Annotated in this window: 15 protein-coding genes and 1 tRNA gene; 9 read left to right on the forward strand and 7 right to left on the reverse strand. The window is 71.5% G+C overall.

The annotated features are described in order from the left end of the window. Positions 1-119 precede the first annotated feature (119 nt). Positions 120-905: a DeoR/GlpR family DNA-binding transcription regulator gene (locus IH26_RS0138145; protein WP_030441155.1), complete on the reverse strand. Its 786-nt coding sequence runs from the start codon at positions 903-905 to the stop codon at positions 120-122. A 202-nt stretch (positions 906-1,107) separates the two neighbouring features. On the opposite strand from IH26_RS0138145, the gene IH26_RS0138150 reads away from it, so the two are divergent. The 3 genes from IH26_RS0138150 to nagA are packed head-to-tail and all read left to right on the forward strand — an operon-like array spanning position 1,108 to position 4,039. Beyond that, positions 1,108-2,031, forward strand: coding sequence for an SIS domain-containing protein (locus IH26_RS0138150; protein WP_030441156.1), 924 nt, complete (start codon positions 1,108-1,110; stop codon positions 2,029-2,031). Next, positions 2,028-2,951 carry an ROK family protein gene (locus IH26_RS0138155; RefSeq protein WP_030441157.1) on the forward strand — a complete coding sequence of 308 codons (924 nt, stop codon included), beginning with the start codon at positions 2,028-2,030 and terminating at the stop codon, positions 2,949-2,951. Before IH26_RS0138150 ends, IH26_RS0138155 begins: the two co-directional genes overlap by 4 nt. Beyond that, the gene (nagA, locus tag IH26_RS0138160) at positions 2,948-4,039 is read left to right on the forward strand and encodes an N-acetylglucosamine-6-phosphate deacetylase (RefSeq protein WP_030441158.1); all 1,092 of its coding nucleotides are present in this window, start codon (positions 2,948-2,950) and stop codon (positions 4,037-4,039) included. Before IH26_RS0138155 ends, nagA begins: the two co-directional genes overlap by 4 nt. Here the strand turns inward: nagA and IH26_RS0138165 are convergent. After that, positions 4,005-4,712 carry a phosphatase PAP2 family protein gene (locus IH26_RS0138165; RefSeq protein WP_030441159.1) on the reverse strand — a complete coding sequence of 236 codons (708 nt, stop codon included), beginning with the start codon at positions 4,710-4,712 and terminating at the stop codon, positions 4,005-4,007. The two genes, nagA and IH26_RS0138165, sit on opposite strands and share 35 nt — an antisense overlap. A 10-nt stretch (positions 4,713-4,722) precedes the next feature. Then, entirely contained in the window at positions 4,723-6,105 is a 1,383-nt protein-coding gene (locus tag IH26_RS0138170) for a trypsin-like serine peptidase (RefSeq protein WP_034216816.1), read from the reverse strand. Between the two features lie 114 nt (positions 6,106-6,219). On the opposite strand from IH26_RS0138170, the gene IH26_RS0138175 reads away from it, so the two are divergent. Further along, positions 6,220-7,440, forward strand: coding sequence for a DUF4032 domain-containing protein (locus IH26_RS0138175; protein WP_030441161.1), 1,221 nt, complete (start codon positions 6,220-6,222; stop codon positions 7,438-7,440). Here the strand turns inward: IH26_RS0138175 and IH26_RS0138180 are convergent. Then, positions 7,420-9,210, reverse strand: a complete 1,791-nt coding sequence (locus tag IH26_RS0138180) for a potassium channel family protein (RefSeq protein WP_342668334.1) — start codon at positions 9,208-9,210, stop codon at positions 7,420-7,422. The two genes, IH26_RS0138175 and IH26_RS0138180, sit on opposite strands and share 21 nt — an antisense overlap. Positions 9,211-9,324: 114 nt before the next feature. On the opposite strand from IH26_RS0138180, the gene IH26_RS0138185 reads away from it, so the two are divergent. Further along, entirely contained in the window at positions 9,325-10,131 is an 807-nt protein-coding gene (locus IH26_RS0138185; RefSeq protein WP_030441163.1) for a hypothetical protein, read from the forward strand. A gap of 82 nt (positions 10,132-10,213) precedes the next feature. Here the strand turns inward: IH26_RS0138185 and IH26_RS0138190 are convergent. Next, positions 10,214-10,287, reverse strand: a tRNA-Thr gene (locus tag IH26_RS0138190). 137 nt (positions 10,288-10,424) lie between these two features. Here IH26_RS0138190 and IH26_RS0138195 point away from each other — a divergent pair. Beyond that, positions 10,425-11,513, forward strand: coding sequence for an ABC transporter ATP-binding protein (locus tag IH26_RS0138195; protein WP_030441164.1), 1,089 nt, complete (start codon positions 10,425-10,427; stop codon positions 11,511-11,513). Positions 11,514-11,574: 61 nt separating this feature from the next. Here the strand turns inward: IH26_RS0138195 and IH26_RS0138200 are convergent, their stop codons facing one another. Both IH26_RS0138200 and IH26_RS0138205 read right to left on the reverse strand, forming a co-directional pair. Beyond that, positions 11,575-12,873, reverse strand: coding sequence for an outer membrane protein assembly factor BamB family protein (locus IH26_RS0138200; RefSeq protein ID WP_030441165.1), 1,299 nt, complete (start codon positions 12,871-12,873; stop codon positions 11,575-11,577). 1,080 nt (positions 12,874-13,953) lie between these two features. After that, entirely contained in the window at positions 13,954-14,490 is a 537-nt protein-coding gene (locus tag IH26_RS0138205; protein ID WP_030441166.1) for a TetR/AcrR family transcriptional regulator, read from the reverse strand. 80 nt (positions 14,491-14,570) lie between these two features. Between IH26_RS0138205 and IH26_RS0138210 the strand changes: the two genes are divergently transcribed. From IH26_RS0138210 to IH26_RS0138220, 3 genes are read left to right on the forward strand one after another with little or no spacing between them, the layout of a single operon-like run. Then, positions 14,571-14,972, forward strand: coding sequence for a nuclear transport factor 2 family protein (locus IH26_RS0138210; RefSeq protein ID WP_030441167.1), 402 nt, complete (start codon positions 14,571-14,573; stop codon positions 14,970-14,972). A 35-nt stretch (positions 14,973-15,007) separates the two neighbouring features. Further along, complete coding sequence (locus IH26_RS0138215) at positions 15,008-15,439, forward strand: GNAT family N-acetyltransferase (protein WP_030441168.1); 432 nt, start codon at positions 15,008-15,010, stop codon at positions 15,437-15,439. After that, complete coding sequence (locus IH26_RS0138220) at positions 15,432-16,643, forward strand: low temperature requirement protein A (protein WP_034216798.1); 1,212 nt, start codon at positions 15,432-15,434, stop codon at positions 16,641-16,643. Before IH26_RS0138215 ends, IH26_RS0138220 begins: the two co-directional genes overlap by 8 nt. Positions 16,644-16,659: the final 16 nt, after the last annotated feature.

Raw genomic sequence — 16,659 nt, forward strand, 5'->3', positions numbered from 1 at the left:
AAGCGAGGGCGTGGGGCCGCGAGCAGCATAGGTCTCCCCGCCGCCCGCGCGCACGGCACCTCGACGTTACCTTACGTTATTTCCTGATTACCCATTGCCCACATTGCGTCACTCCTCGATCAGGCCGTGATCACGTGGACGCCCGCCTCGCGGAACGCGGCCACCGTGGCGGCCGGGGCGCCGGAGTCGGTCACCAACGTCTCGATCTTGGTGATCGGGCAGATCCGGGCGAAGGCGTGCCCGCCCAGCTTGGACGAATCGGCGATCACCACCACCCGCTTCGCGCGGGCGACCATCAGGCTGTTCATCGCCGCCTCGCCCTCGTGGTGCGAGGCCGCGCCCAGCTCGACGTCCACCGCGTCGACGCCCAGCAGCACGATGTCGAGGGTCACCTCCTTGAGGAGGGCGCCGCCGAGCGGGCCGACCACCTCGAAGGACTGCGGCCGGACCACGCCGCCGGCCACCACGATCTTCATGCGCGAGCGGACCAGCAGCTCGTTCGCGATGTTCAGGGCGTTGGTGACCACCGTCAGCTGGCTGCCCTCGCCGCCGGCGTTGAGATCGGGGCGGACGGCCAGGGCGCGGGCCACCTCGGTGACCGTGGTCCCGCCGTTGAGGCCGACCACCGTGCCGGGGGTGACCAGGCCGGCCGCGGCCTCGCCGATGCGCTGCTTCTCGGCGGAGTGCTTGGCGCTCTTGTAGCGCAGCGGCAGGTCGTACGAGACGCCGTTGGCCACCGCGCCGCCCCGGGTCCGAGTGATCATCTGCTGCTGGGCCAGCTGGTCGAAGTCGCGTCTGATGGTGGCCTGGGAGACGTCCAGGCGCTCGGCGGCGTCCTCGACGCTGACCCGGCCGCTCTCGGCGAGTAACTCGAGCAGGGCATTCCACCGCGCGTACCGGTCCACCAAGCCGCCCCAATGCACGTTCTGTGATAAGTGTGTGCACATTAGTGCGCGAAAGGCCGGGAAGCAAAGCTCCGCGCTGCTCGGTGCGGCGTTGGTGGCGGGACGACGGTTGCGTACGCAGGGAAGTTCCGCGCAGAATGGCGCTCGAAAATGCGGGGTAGCGAGCGCTTATGCGCATCCGCGACGGTGTGAAGGGTGGCCCATGACGCACGTCAAGGCGGAGATCGCGAGCCAGCCGGAATGCTGGAGTCTCGCCGCGAAGCTCGCCGACTCGCCGGGGCTGCCGGCCCGCGGCGAACGGGTCGCGGTGGTCGGTTGCGGCACGTCGTGGTTCATGAGCATGGCGTACGCGTCGCTGCGCGAACGGTCCGGCCACGGCGAGACGGACGCGTTCCAGGCCTCCGAGTTCCCGCACGACCGGCGCTACGACCGGGTGGTCGCGATCACCCGCTCCGGCACCACCACCGAGATCGTCGACCTGCTGGACTCGCTCGACGGCCGCACGCCGACGACCGTGCTGACCGCCGATGGTGGGCAGCCGGCCGCCGCGCTGGCCACCGACGCGATCGTGCTGGACTTCGCCGACGAGCGGGCGGTGGTGCAGACCCGGTTCGCCACCAGCGCGCTGGCCCTGCTCCGCGCCCACCTCGGCGAGGACCTCGAGCCGGTGTGCGCCGACGCCGAGGTCGCGGTCCGGCTGCCGCTGCCGGTGCACCCGGCGCTGACCGAGCAGATCACCTTCCTGGGCCGGGGCTGGACGATCGGGCTGGCGCACGAGGCCGCGCTGAAGTGCCGGGAGGCGGCCGCGTACTGGGCCGAGGCGTACCCGGCGATGGACTACCGGCACGGGCCGATCTCGCTGGCCGGGCCGCGCCGGGTGGTGTGGGCGCTCGGCGAGATCCCGCCGGGCCTGGCCGACGACGTGGAGGCCACCGGCGCGCTGTTCGTGCACAGCCGGCACCACGGCGGGTACGCCGCGCTGGGCCGCTGGTGCGGCGGCCGGGCCCCGATCGACCCGATGGCCGACCTGGTGCTGGCCCAGCGGCTCGCGGTGCTGCTCGCCACCACCCAGGGCCTCGACCCGGACAACCCGCGCAACCTCTCCCGGTCGGTAGTGCTGGCGTGACCGAGCACGTCGTCGTTGCCCTCGACGTCGGCGGCACGGGCATGAAATGCGCTCTGGTACGCCCGGACGGAACGGTCCACCACGAGGAGCGGCACCCCACACTGGCCGCCCGCGGGCCAGAGGCGGTCACCGAGAACATCCTGGAGATCGCCGCGGGTCTGGCCGCCAAGGCACGGGCCGACGCGCTCGAACCGGTGGCCGTCGGCGTCGCCGTCCCGGGCGTGGTCGACGAGGAGAACGGTGTCGCGGTCTGGTCCTCCAACGTGGGCTTCCGCGACGTACCGCTGCGGTCTTTGATCGAAGAAAAGCTGAAGCTGCCGGCCGCGCTCGGCCACGATGTTCGGGTCGGTGGCATCGCCGAGGCCCGCCTCGGCGCCGGAAAGGGCGAACGGCACGTGCTGTTCGCGGCGATCGGCACCGGCATCGCGGCCGCGCTGGTGGTCAACGGCGCGGGCTACAACGGCGCGCATGGAGCGGCCGGCGAGCTCGGGCACATCATCGTGCGGCCCGGCGGCCCCTCGTGTCCGTGCGGGCAGCATGGCTGCCTGGAGGCGATCGCGTCGGCCCGGGCGATCGGGGCCAGATACCGCGAATTATCCGGCTTGAGCGATGCGAGCGCCTTCGACGTCGTTAGCCGCATAAATTCGGACGAAACCGCGAGACAGGTCTGGCACGAGGCCATTCAGGCCCTCGCCGACGGCATGATCACCGCGCAGGCGCTCTTCGACGTCAGCGTCCTCGTGCTCGGCGGCGGCCTGGCCGAGGCCGGCGACACCCTGCTGGGCCCGCTGAAGGCCGCGATGGAGAGGCGAGTCACCTTCCACCGCATGCCCAAGATCGTGAAGGCCGCCCTCGGGGACACCGCCGGCTGCAAGGGCGCCGCCCTGCTCGCCCTCGACCACCTGGAGCACAGCGCGTGAAGATCACTGGCCGGATCGTCCGCCCCGGCGCGGTGGTCCCCGGGCACCTCGAGATCGACGGCCCCACGATCATCGACGTGGTCGCCGGCAACCGGGCCGGCGACGACATCATCGTCCCCGGCTTCGTCGACCTGCACTGCCACGGCGGCGGCGGGCACACCTTCACCACCGGCGACGTCGGCCAGGCCCGCGGCGCGGCCGCGTTCCACCTCGGGCACGGCACCACCACGATGCTGGCCAGCCTGGTCAGCTCCCCGTTCGAGCTGATGCGCGACGCCACCGCCGGCTATCTGCCGCTGGTCCGGGAAGGGGTGCTGGCCGGCGTGCACTACGAGGGGCCCTACCTCTCCGACGCCCGCTGCGGCGCCCAGAACCCGGAGTTCCTGCGTGACCCGTCGGTGGCCGAGCTCACCGAACTGATCAAGCTGGGCGAGGGCGCGCTCCGCATGGTGACCATCGCCCCGGAGCTGCCCGGCGCCGCCGAGGCGATCGCGTTGCTGCGCGAGCACGGCGCGCTGGCCGCGATCGGGCACACCGACGCCACGTACGAGCAGGCCCGGGCCGGTATCGCGGCGGGCGGGACGGTCGGCACCCACCTGTTCAACGGGATGCGCCCGCCGCATCACCGCGAGCCGGGCCCGGTGGTCGCGCTGCTCGACTCGGTGGCGGTGTGCGAGCTGATCGCCGACAACATCCACCTGCACCCGGGGATGCTGGCGTTCGCCGCCCGGGCGGCCGGTCCGGACCGGGCCGCCCTGGTCACCGACGCGATGGACGCGGCCGGCATGCCGGACGGCGACTACGAGCTGGGCGGCCAGCACGTGGTGGTGGCCGATCGGGTGGCCCGGCTGGCCCGCAACGGCTCGATCGCCGGCAGCACGCTGACCATGGATGTGGCGCTGCGCAACGCGGTCGACGCCGGCATCCCGCTGGCCGACGCGGCGGCGATGGCCTCGACCACCCCGGCCCGGGCACTGGGGCTGGACGACGAGGTCGGCGCGCTGGAGGCGGGCCTGCGGGCCGATCTCGTGGTGCTCGACGCGGACCTGACCGTCAAGCGGGTGATGCGGGCCGGCGCCTGGGTATGACCCGTTCCCACGGCACCCGCTCGATCAGCCGAGCCAGGAAAAGGCCGAGCAGCACCCCGGCGATCGAGTCGGTCAGCCAATGGAACCCGGTGTAGACCGTCGTAACAAACAAGATCACAACCGGCACCACGCGTACGGCGAAAGCCTCCCACGGCCGCAGCGGCCGCTCCAGCAGCAGGGCGATGAGCAGCGCGATCACCGCATACCAGACCAGCGAGTTGCCCATGTGCCCGGACGGGTAACTCATCGCCTTGTCGCCGCTCGCGTACGGGTTGAACAGCACCGCCTTCTCCGGCCCGAGGAACGTCGGCGCGGCCCGGTCGGCCCAGATCTTCAGCGGCCCGATGGTGACGTAGGTCAGCCCGAACGCCGCCGCGAACGGCAGCACCACCCGCCACGACCGGGTCCGGTACGCCAGGATGCCGGTCAGGATCAGCGCGACCGGCATCAGCAGCTTGCCGCCCTGACCCAGGTAGTTGAAGGCCCGCGCGGTCCAGTGGAGCGGGGCCGGCTGGTGCGCCAGCGACCAGTCGGCCACCCGCTCGTCGAGCGCCAGCAGGTGGCCCTTGGCGAGCGCCACGGTCAGCCCGGCGAACGCCGCGACCAGCACGGCATCGAGCCACCACCCGAGCAGCGGGCGGGTGTGGACGGGCGCCGGGATCGTCTGGGTCACGCCATCAAAACTAAAGCAGGCTGCGCAACCGCGCGGCGAGCAGGTCGCCGCGGACCCCCGAGTTGGGGCAGCCGCCGAAGTGGTGCAGCGCGACCACCTTGTTGGTCGCCCGGGACAGCACCGGCGACCCGGACGAGCCGCCCTCGGTGTCGCAGTAGTACGAGACGTCCGAGCCGGTGGCGTACCCGGTGTAGTTGGGGTCGGCGACCGAGCAGTTGCCCGCCTTCTCGCCGAGCGAGCCGGCGATCCGGGTGGGCTCGCCGGCCGGGTGCTGCGGCACGTAGAGCTCCTGCCCCTTGGCCGGGCGGGTGGTGTCCAGCAGGAGGTAGCCGAACTTCTGGACGGCGCTGAAGTCGTCCACCGAGAACAGCGTGTAGTCGTACACGTGGTCGGTGGAGAGCACCTTGCTGCCCCAGACCTTGGTCGGCTGGAAGACGTCGTACCCGCCGCAGGTCGCGCACTGGTAGTTGAACCAAACTTCGGTGTCGTACGCCTCGGCCGAGGTGGTGAAGCAGTGGTTGTTGGTGAGCATCCGGTTGTTCGGGCCGACCCGCCAGCTGGTGCACAGCTCGGTCCCGTTGATCAGCAGCCGGGCGATGGCCTTCGACTTCGTGTACGCGACCGGGTCGGCCGAGCGGTAGCACACGGCGTCGGCCGAGGTGTCCGCGCCGCACACCGACTCCTCCCGCCCGGTGGTGCCGGGCCGGGTGAGCTGGCTCTCCGGCCGGCGGGCCTGCTCGGTACGGCTGAACCCGCGGGCCACCTGGTCGACGTTCACGCCGAGGGTGCCGAGCAGGTTGCCGACGCCGAGGACATCCGCGGTGCGGTGCATCTCGAGGACAGCGGTGTCGCCGGTGACCGACATCGCCCACTTGTCGACCGACCCGGTCTCCAGCACGCTCGGCGCGTCGTACCGGTAGGCCTCGGTGCCGTCGGCGTTCGAGACGGTCAGGTAGTCGCCGGGCAGCATCGCCATCCGGTCGAAGTGCAGCTTCACGTACGAGGCGCCGGGGTAGCGGAAGGACTCCCGCTGCGGCCCCTTGCCCAGGTAGCCGAGGATCCGGTCGACGTGCAGCAGCTCACCGACGCGCTGCCGGCCGTCGGCGGCGTGGGCCGACTCGACCGGGCCGTGGTGGCCGGTCGGGGCCCGGCTGGGGCTGAGGCTGGGCCGGGTCGGGGTGGGCACCGGAGTGACCTCCGCCCGCGGCGCCGCGGGCGGCCGTAGGTCGCTCTGCTGCGCCACTTCCGCGGCGACGGGCGTGCGCGCGACGACCGGCTCGTGCCAGGTGCCCACCGTGCGTTCGCCCCGGGTGGTCCACGCCGTCACCCCCGCCACCGTGCCGAGCACCAGGACGGCGCACGCCCCGAAGGCGATGCCTGCCTTTCGTCGCATCTCAACCGCCATTCACGTCATATCACGGACATATGTACTATTCCGGCGTTCTCGCTCCTGTGTAACGAGCCACCTGCGACCGCGACGCGCCGTGGACCCGGGCACACTGGTTCGGTGCGCATCACCTCCGCCCTCATCGACCCGGCGCTGCTGGACCTGCCGTGGGGCGTCCCGCTCGAGGAGTGGCCCGCCGACCACCTGGTGGCTCTGCCGCAGGGCATCTCCCGGCACATCGTCCGGTTCGTCAAGCTCAACGAGACCGTCTACGCCCTGAAGGAGACCCGCGAACGGATCGCCGAAAAGGAGTACGACCTGCTGCGCGCGCTCGAGCGGATCGACTTCCCGGCGGTCGAGGCGGTGGCGACCGTCACCGACCGGGTCGACGCCGACGGCGAGCCGCTGGAGACCGTGCTGATCACCCGGCACCTGCAGTTCTCCTTGCCGTACCGAGCGCTCTTCTCGCACGTGCTCCGGCCGGAGACGCTCAACCGGCTGCTCGACGCGCTGGTCGCCCTGATCGTCCGGATGCACCTGACCGGCTTCTCCTGGGGCGACTGCTCGCTGTCCAACACGCTGTTCCGGCGGGACGCGGGCGCGTTCGCGGCGTACCTGGTGGACGCCGAGACCGGCAACCTCTACCCGAAGCTGTCCGAGGGGCAGCGCAGCGAGGACATCGAGATCCTCCGGCTCAACATCTTCGGTGAGTGCCTCGACCTGCAGGCCGCCGAGCTGCTGCACGAGTCGATCGACCCGGAGGCGGTGGTCGACGACATCGTGGCCCGCTACGACCGGCTGTGGCACGAGATCACGTACGAGCAGGAGGTCGCGCAGAGCGACGCCCGGCACCGCATCGAGCGGCGCATCCGGCGGCTCAACGAGCTCGGCTTCGACGTCGCCGAGGTGGCGTTGTCCACCGTGGACGGCGGCTACCGGGTCCGCCCGAAGGTGGTCGACGCCGGGTATCACACCCGTCGCCTGCTGCGCCTGACCGGGCTGGACGCCGAGGAGAACCAGGCCCGGCAGCTGCTCAACGACCTGGACACGTACCGGGCGGAAAGCGATCTCACCGACGAGCAGCAGGCCGCCCACCGCTGGCTGACCGAGGTCTTCGAGCCGGTGGTCCGGGCCGTGCCGGCCGGCATGCGCCGCAAGCTCGAGCCGCAGGAGATCTTCACGCAGATCATCCAGCACAAGTGGCTGCTGTCCGAGCGGGCCGGCCGGGATGTCGGGATGGCCCCGGCGGTGCAGTCCTACCTCACCGACGTGCTGGCCAAGAAGCCGGACGAGCAGGCCGTCCTCGGCATCGAGGTCGGCTCACTGGCCGGCGGCGTCTAACTGGCCCTCGCTCATCGGGGTGGCCTGTTCCAGCAGGACGCGCAGGCCGCCTCGGCGGGCCACGACCACCACCTCGTCGCCGGCCGCCAGCACCCGCCGCGGGTCCGGCGACCAGTCGACCCACTCCTCGCCGGCCGCCCGCATGCTGATCACCCGGGCGCTCTCCGGCCGGTCCACGCTGCTCACCGGCACACCGTCCAGGGCCGACCCGGCCAGCACCCGGACGGCCGCGACCAGCACCGCGTGCCGGTCGACCGGGATCGTGGCCAGCACCTCGCGGTCGAGCATGGAGGCCGCGAACACCGGCGCGCAGAGCCGGGAGACGCTGCGCGAGATGTTGATGTTGAAGGCGTGCTCCACCCGGCGGGCGAAATCGTCGTCGAACAGCCGCAGCACCACCCGGACGTCCGGCCGGGCCGCGCGGGCGTGCAGCGCGGCCTGCAGGTTGACGGCGTCGTCGGTGGAGACCACGAGCAGCGACCGGCAGGTGTCGATCGAGGCGGCCCGCAGCGTCTCGCCCTGGGACGCGTCGCCGACGATCAGCGGGACGCCCAGTTCCTCGGCCACCCGGACGCCTCGCGCGTCCGGCGCCCGGTCGATGGCCACCACCTCCAGGCCGAGATCGTTCAGCTGGCGCAGCACCCGGGTGCCGACGTTGCCGAGGCCGACCAGCACCACGTGGTCGGCGGTCCCGTCGAGCACCTCGCCGCGGTCGCGGGCCAGCCGGGTCTTCACCACGCCGTCGACGATCGCGGCGGTGATCAGCGGCAGCAGTGCGACCCCGGCGATGCTGAGCACCACCTGCGCGACCTGCGCGATCGGGCGGTTGTGCGGCTCCACATCGGACGATCCGACCATGGTCAGCAGGATCGTGTAGATCGACTCCCAGACGCCGTGCACGTCGGTGTAGCTGGTCATGATGGCGCCGGAGGCCACCGTGATCACCAGGGCGATGAGCACGGCGATCGCCAGCTTGCGGGTCACCCCGAACCGCATGGCCCGGCGTAGCGGAAGCAGCGGGCGCCGGCGCCGGCCGGAGCGGGCCAGCCGGCGGGCGGTCACGGCCGGCTCGGCGACCCGGCCGACCGCCTCGGCCAGCACCAGGTCGGCCGGGAGCCGGTCGCCGGGCGCGGGCTCGGCGGGCAGCACCGCGATCTGGCCGCCGCCGGCCGGGGCGGTCAGGGTCAGTACCACGTGGTTCTCGGCCACCTCGCCGCGGCGGGCCACATAGAGCGTGCGGCCGGCGTACCGGAAATGGGTCGGCGCGACGCCGCCGAGGGCCGCGGCGACGAACGCGGGCGCGGCCATGCCGGCGTCGGAGAGCACCGCACAGTCGGTGAACAGCCGGCGCACACCCTGGGCGAGCCCGGTGGTGAACATCCGGATCACCAGCCGCAGATCGCCCTCGACCGCGCGGGCACACAGCGCCGCATGCAAATTGATCATGTCGTCCGGCATCACCAGGGCCAGCGCCACGGCTCCGGCCAGACCGGCGGAGCGGAACGTCCGCTCGTCGAGGCGGGCAGCGGTGATCACGCGTACGCCCCGGGTCTTGAGATCGTCGAAAGCCGGGACGTCGCCCCGGAGGTCCGGCGGAACGATCACGGTGAGGCGCAGGCTGCGACCGGAACTCATCAGCTCCTCGGCCAGCGTGTAGACCAGCGGATCGGCGCCGCAGACCAGGTAGTGCGGCCGGTCGTCGCCGTTGCGCTCGCGCAGCCGGGACACCAGGGACCGGCGCGAAACGTCTTTCACCGGTTCGCTGGCCACGTTCGCGATGGTAGCCAGCCGGAACCCGGTCGCGGGGCCGCTCGTTGCCCCTTCCGACGCTATTCGTCCGAGTTTGCACAGTTGTGGTAGTCCCGAATTGCCAGGAGGAGATCAGTGCGCAAGTTGTGGTACGCCGGTGCGGTCGTCGCGGGCGGGATCTTCCTGTTCGGGGCCGCCGTCCCCGCGCAGGCCGACCTGCTGCCCGGAACCGGCACGGCGGAACAACAGGCGGACGAGCAGCTGACCGACCTGCTCGGTCAGAGCAACGGGCTCAATGTGGAGAATCCGCTGCGGTACAGCACGATCGGCAACACGCCGCTGGGCTCCCAGCCGGTGATGAACTTCAAGTCCGGGCAGAACACGCCCGACCTCAACCCGGTGCTGCCCGGCGAGTCCGGCCACCTGCCGCGCCCGGCGCTGGGCAACACCGAGCTGCCCGACGCCGACGTGATCGGCGCGCCGCAGCGGCTCGGCAACGCCCTGCCCACGCGCACCAAGGTGCACCAGAACCTGCCGCTGCAGAGCCTACCGGTCGTCGGCCAGCTCTTCGGCGGCCTGCTGCCCAGCGGCGGCACGCCGAGCCTGCTGCAGCGGCCGACCGACCGGCAGACGGAGCTCTTCGACGGCGGGATGCCGCTGCTCGGCGGGCTCGGCGGCGGGCTGCCGGCGAACCAGCTGCCGGAGGTTCCCGGCGTACCGAACGTATCCGGCCTGCCGGCCGGCGGGTTCACGGTCGCCCCGGCCGTCGCCGCGCCGGCGCACGGGAAGCCCAAGCCGGCGGTCACGCCGGACGACCCGCGGCTGCACGAGGAGCCGCTCGACACCGACGCGACACCGAGCGCGACTCTGCCCACCGATCCGCGCCGCGAGTTCTCCCCCAACGGCCGCCCGGTAGCCGGAATCGACGACCAGTACCGCTGAGAAACAGTTGCCCGAATGCCCGCCCGGTCCCGGGCGGGCATTCGCCTTTCCGGGCACGCACCGGACAAACCCGGCAGAAGCGAGCCTCCTGTCGGGCTCGAACCGACGACCTCCCGTTTACAAGACGGGTGCTCTGGCCAACTGAGCTAAGGAGGCAATGGACGCCAGCATAACGTCCCATCGGTTAGGTCCCGCCTTGGCACATGGCGTAAAAAGCTTTACGTTTACAGCGCTGTTCCTCCACTCGGATCGTCCGGCACGTTCCTGCCGGTGGAAAGGAAGTTGGTTGCACCATGGCCACCGTCACTTATGACCACGCCTCCCGGATCTACCCCGGGTCCGAGCGTCCCGCCGTCAACGAGCTCAACCTCGAGATCGGCGACGGCGAGTTCCTGGTTCTGGTCGGCCCCTCCGGTTGCGGCAAGTCCACCAGCCTGCGCATGCTCGCCGGCCTCGAGGACGTCGACAAGGGCCGCATCCTGATCGAGGGCAAGGACGTCACGAACCTGCCGCCCAAGTCCCGCGACATCGCGATGGTCTTCCAGAACTACGCCCTCTACCCGCACATGTCGGTGTACGAGAACATGGCCTTCGCCCTGAAGCTCCGCAAGACCTCGAAGGCGGAGATCGACCGGCGGGTCAAGGAGGCGGCGGCCCTTCTGCAGCTCGACGAGTACCTGTCGCGCAAGCCCAAGGCGCTCTCCGGTGGCCAGCGCCAGCGTGTCGCGATGGGCCGCGCGATCGTGCGTGAGCCGCAGGTGTTCCTCATGGACGAGCCGCTGTCGAACCTCGACGCCAAGCTCCGCGTCCAGACCCGTTCGCAGATCGCGACGCTGCAGGCCAAACTGGGCGTCACCACCGTCTACGTCACCCACGACCAGGTCGAGGCCATGACCATGGGCCACCGGGTCGCGGTCATGCTGGACGGCGTGCTGCAGCAGGTGGACACGCCGCGGGCGCTGTACGACACCCCCGGCAACGTCTTCGTGGCCGGCTTCATGGGCTCCCCGGCCATGAACCTCAAGACCGTCCCGCTGACCGAGGCGGGTGGCCATTTCGGTACGCTGGCCGTTCCGCTTACCCGCGAGCAGATCGCGGCGGCGAAGAGCGGCGGCGACGGCAAGGTGACCATCGGCTTCCGGCCCGAGGCCGCCGACCTGGTGTCGGAGGGTGAGGGCGGCTTCCCGATCGTCGTCGACCTGGTCGAGGACCTCGGCTCGGACGCGAACGTCTACGGCCACGCCGAGCTCGACAGCGGCCCGGAGCGTTTCGTGGTGCGGACCGACCGGCGGCACATGCCGTCGATGGGTGAGACGGTGTTCGTGAAGCCGCAGGTCAACGCTCTGCACGTATTCAACGCCGAGACCGGCGTGCGCATCTGACGCCGGCAACGCTTTGATCGGGCGGCTCTCCCTCGGGAGGGCCGCCCGTTCGTTTCGGTGCTTACTTGGCGAATCGCAGCAGCTCGAAGTCCTTGTCGCCGACGCAGGCCAGCATCGACTTGTCCCACCCACAGGTGTCGGCGCGGATGTCGTCGAACGAGCCGAGCGGCACCGCCTCGTCGCCGAGGTGCCGGCCGTACAGCGCGGTCTCCTCCGGCGAGCGGGTGAGCGGCTTCGAGAACTCCAGCAGGTTCCCGTCGTCGAGCCGGGCCGCCTCGCCGGTGTGCGTCCAGATCTTCGCGCCCTTGGCGTCGAGCAGCGTCAGGTCCTTCGCGGTGCTGGCCAGCACCGCCTCGCCGACCGGCACGATCGTCTCGGTGTCGGCCAGCGGGTAGCGCCACAGCTGCTTGCCGCCGGCCACGTCGAGCGCGACCACGGTGGCCGACTTCGAGTCGTAGCCGACCTGCTCGTCGAAGCAGACCCGGTCGTCGCCGCAGGGGGTGAGGTCCTTCATCTGGCTGTTCTGCGCCTGGGTCGTGTACAGCACCTTCGGCTCGCCCAACTTCTTCAGGTCGTACGAGACGATCTGCTGGTTGTCGGGCTGCAGCACGATCAGCCGCCCGTTGTGCGCGATCACCTCGTTGTCCGGGTCGGCGACGTTGTACCGGCTGGTGAGGATCTTGCCGGAGTCGGCGTCGATCACCCGGGCCGACTTGTCCACCCCGATCTGCACGATCCGCGGGTCGTCGCCGAAGTCCGGCTCGAACGGCCGGCCGAACACGGTGGCCGGCCCGTCCAGATCCTTGGGCGTGGTCACCGCGACGACGTTGGTGTCGCCGCTGTAGGCGCTTTTCGGGTCGGGCAGCGCCCATCGCTGGTCACCGTCGCTGATCCGCACGCCGACCAGCTGTTTGCTCTTCCGGTCGGCGATCACGGCGGTGCTCCCGGCGAACAGCACGACGTCGTTGCTGCTGAGCGTCCGCGACCAGAGCAGCGAGCCGTCCTTCGCGCCGAGCACCGCCAGCCGCCGCGTCGAGTCGGTACCCTGCTGGTCGCTGATCAGCGCCACCCCCTCGGGCAACGCGATCATCGTCTTCCACCGGTCGGCCTGCCCGGCCTTCATGCTGGTCCAGACCGGCTTCGTGTCGCCGACTCCGATCGCGACCACACCGACGTTCCCGCTGGCCGAGTCGGAGCTGGCAAAATAGACCCGCCCGCCCAGAATCTCCGCATCCGACCAGTCCGAACTGATCGGCACGATCGGCGCTATCCGCCGCGGCTCACTGAGCGGCTGATAGTCCAGCGCCGGATCCGACGGCCAGAAATACCAGGTGATCCCCCCGGCCAGCGCGATCGTCACGGCCGTCGCAACAATCCAGACGTACGAGCGTTTGCCCAGTACTCGGCGTTTCCGGGCCGCTTCGTGGGTGGTTGCTCCCCGACCCCAGCCGCCGGGCTGTCCTGCATGGCCAGGACCAACACCCGGCCCATCGGTACGCACTTGGTAGGGCGCCCCCGACGGCTGGCCCGACACCGGACCCACCGGCTGCGGGTAGGGCGAGCCGCTCGGCTGACCCGACACCGGCCCGGCCGACAGCTGGCCGTAGGGCGGGCTCGTCGGGTAAGCCGGACCGGGTGAAGCCCAGCCGGCTGGTGACTGTTGAGCACCGAACGGCGGCGGCGAGGGCGTCACCGGCGGCGGCGAGGGCGGCGGCGGAAGGGAATCCGGCGCGAGATGGCCGGCGGCGAGTGCGACGGCCTCCGCGGTCGCCCATGGGTCGACCGGCGCCGACTTCAGCCGCTCGTCGGCGGCCTCCTCCGGCGTCCGCATGGGCGGCACATACGCCGAACCCGCCGCGGGTCCTCCGCTGCTCGGCCCGGCGCCTGGCCCTCCCCCGCTCGGCCCAGCGCCAACGCCGGGCACGACGCCAGCGCCAGAGCCGGGGCCAGCGGCAGCGCCAGGGCCGACGCCAGCGCCAGAGCCGATGCCAGCGCCAGAACCGGGGCCAGTGCCAGAGCCGGGGCCAGCGGCAGCGCCAGGGCCGACGCCAGCGCCAGAGCCGGGGCCGATGCCAGCGCCAGAACCGGGGCCAGCGCCAGAACCGGGGCCAGCGCCAGAACCGGGGCCAGCGCCAGAACCGGGGCCAGCGGCAGCGCCAGGGCCGCCGCCAGCGCCGGGGCCGGCCGGGTGGGGAGGCGTGGGAGCTGCGGGTTCGGCCCGGGTGTCGGTGATCGGCGGCGGCGTGGCGGCCGCCGGATCGGCTCGGGTGTCGGTGATCGGTGGCACCGGGTCGGGCCCGGTGGGCGTCGTCTTCGTCGGGGGCGCCGGGTCCGCGCCGGTCGCCGCCGTGGCCGGCCCGTCGATCTCGGTCACGCTGCCATCCCCTTCAGCCGCCAAGCCCTTCCGCTATCACCTCGGCCCCGCCATGCTACGACCCGCCTACGACAACTCGGCGACGGGCGCGGCCCTTAGCCCGTCGAAGACAATCGACAGGGCGCGGCGCTGCAGCGCGGGCGGCCACCCCCCGCGCAACGCACCCTGGCAGACCGCGACGAGCAGCGCCATCACCTCGTCGGGCCCGATCTCGGCGCGGACCTCGCCCGCCGCCTGTGCCTTGGCGAGCAGGCCGGCCACCACCGCCCGGAACCGCGCGACCGACTCGGCCACCTCGAGCCCGGGTAGCAGGTCGACCACCGAGCGCTTGGCGGCCGCCTCGGCGACCAGCGCGGTGAACGCGCCGAACAGCGTGGCCTCCGGCGCGGCCAGCCGCTCGGCCAGCCCGGCCAGGCTCTCCTTCATGATCGCGGCGAGCAGGTCGGCCTTGGTCGGGAAGTGCCGGAAGATCGTGCCGATCGCCACTCCGGCCTCGGCCGCGACCTGCTCGGTCGAGGCGGCCGCGCCCCGCTCGGCGAAGACCCGGGCGGCGACCTCGAGGATCTTCGCCCGGTTGCGGACCGCGTCGGCACGTGGCGACATGAGCACTCCCGGTTGACAAAATGAGTCACGACTCATAATTTACCTGAGTCACGACTCAGCTTATCGAAGAGAGGACAGGCATGACGCCGCGTGAGGTGTTCGAGCGGGCGATGCGACCGGAGGCGCTGGCCGGCGAGGTGAGCGGCGACCATCTCGCCGACGACGTGGTGATCGAGTGGCCGTTCGCGGCGGCCGGGCGGCCGCGCCGGATCGAGGGCAGGGCCGCGTTCCTGGCGATGGCCGGGCCGGCCCGGGCGGCGATGCCGATCCGGATCGACGAGTGCACTGTCGAGGCGGTGCACGAGACCGCCGACCCCGAGGTGATCGTGGTGGAGTACCGGCTGGCCGGCGTCAAACCGGCCACCGGCGAGCGGGGCGCGACCGACCTCATCGCGGTGCTGCGGGTCCGGGACGGCAAGGTCGTGCACTGGCGGGAGTATCAGGACACGCTGGCCATCGCCCGGGCGATGGCGCAAGCATGACCGCCCCGTGACCATCGGCCCATAGAGTGCTCGGCATGCGCATCGAACGGATCTTGAGCTCGGATGCGGTGCTCGCCGCGGCCGAGCTCTTTGATGCGCCGCCGATTCCGGCGGCTACCGAGCGATTCCTCACGCAGCCGGGGCATCACCTGCTCTTCGCGTACGACGACGACGGCCGGCCGGTCGGGATGATCTCCGGGGTCGAGATGACCCATCCGGACAAGGGCACCGAGATGTTCATCTACGAGCTCGGCGTCGCGCCCGCCGCCCGCCTGCGTGGCATCGGCAAGCGGCTGGTCGCGGAGCTCGCGGTGATCGCCCGGCGCAGCGGCTGCTACGGCATGTGGGTCGGCACCGAGGTGGACAACGACGCCGCGCTGGCCACGTACCGCCGGGCCGGCGCCGCCGAGGAGGCCCCGTTCACGCTGCTCAGCTGGGATCTGATTGACGGCCTCACCGATGGCTGAGCCGAAGCGGCGGTTCCTGGCGCCGATGGTCGGCCGCTCCGCCCACGAGCAGTTCCGCGTCTCCACCCCGCTCGAGCTCTTCTTCGACCTGTGTTTCGTGGTGGCCGTGTCGCAGGCCGCCGCGCCGCTGCACCACAGCATCGCCGTGCACGAGGTGGGGCACGGCCTGACCGGGTACCTGACGGTCTTCTTCGCCATCTGGTGGGCCTGGATGAACTTCACCTGGTTCGCCTCGGCGTACGACACCGACGACGACGTTTACCGGATCACCACGTTCGTGCAGATCTCCGGGGCGCTGGTGCTGGCGGCCGGGATCGAGCGGGCGTTCGAGCACAACGACTTCCGAGTGATCACCGCGGGGTACGTGATCATGCGGCTCGCGATGGTCACCCAGTGGCTGCGCGCCGCCAAGTCCGACCCGCGGCGCCGCCCGACCGCCCTGCGTTACGCGATCGGCGTCTCCGCGGTCCAGGTGCTCTGGCTGCTCCGGCTGGCCCTCCCGATGTCCTGGTCGTTCCTGCCGGCCTTCCATCTGCTGGTGGCGCTGGAACTGGCGGTGCCGATCTGGGCCGAGCGCGCGCCCGGCGGCCCGACCACGTACCACCCGCACCACATCACCGAGCGGTACGGCCTATTCACCCTGATCGTGCTGGGCGAGTCGGTGTCGGCCGCGACGATCGCCTTCCACGGGGGGCTCGACGAGGGCGGCGCGCACACCGGCGCGCTGATCCGGCTGGCCGTGGCCGCGCTGGTGATGGTCTTCTCGCTGTGGTGGCTGTATTTCGACCGGTCGGCGCACAACCTGCTGACCTCGCTGCGCACCTCGATGATGTGGGGCTACGGCCACTACTTCATCTTCGCCTCGGCGGCGGCGGTCGGCGCGGGCCTGGGTGTGGCGGTCGACCAGGCCATCGGGCACACCGAGATCTCCGCGCGGCTGGCCGGTTACGCGATCGCGGTACCGGTGGCGGTGTACCTGTTCTTCGTCTGGCTGCTGCACATCCGGCCGCACCAAAGCGGGCCGACGAAGGTGGCTTTCCCGCTGGCCGCGGTGCTGGCACTGGGCACGCCGCTGGTCCCGGCGACCATGGAGCTGCTGGCCGGTCTGCTCGTTGCCCTGGTGGCGATCAACGTCTCGGTCGGCCGTCGGGTCCCCGATCGGATGGAAGCGCGACCAGCGACGCACAGCCCGGAAGCCGGGTGAGGGCGCAACCACCCAC

It is taken from the genome of Actinoplanes subtropicus, from assembly GCF_000721705.1.
Taxonomy (GTDB): domain Bacteria; phylum Actinomycetota; class Actinomycetes; order Mycobacteriales; family Micromonosporaceae; genus Actinoplanes; species Actinoplanes subtropicus.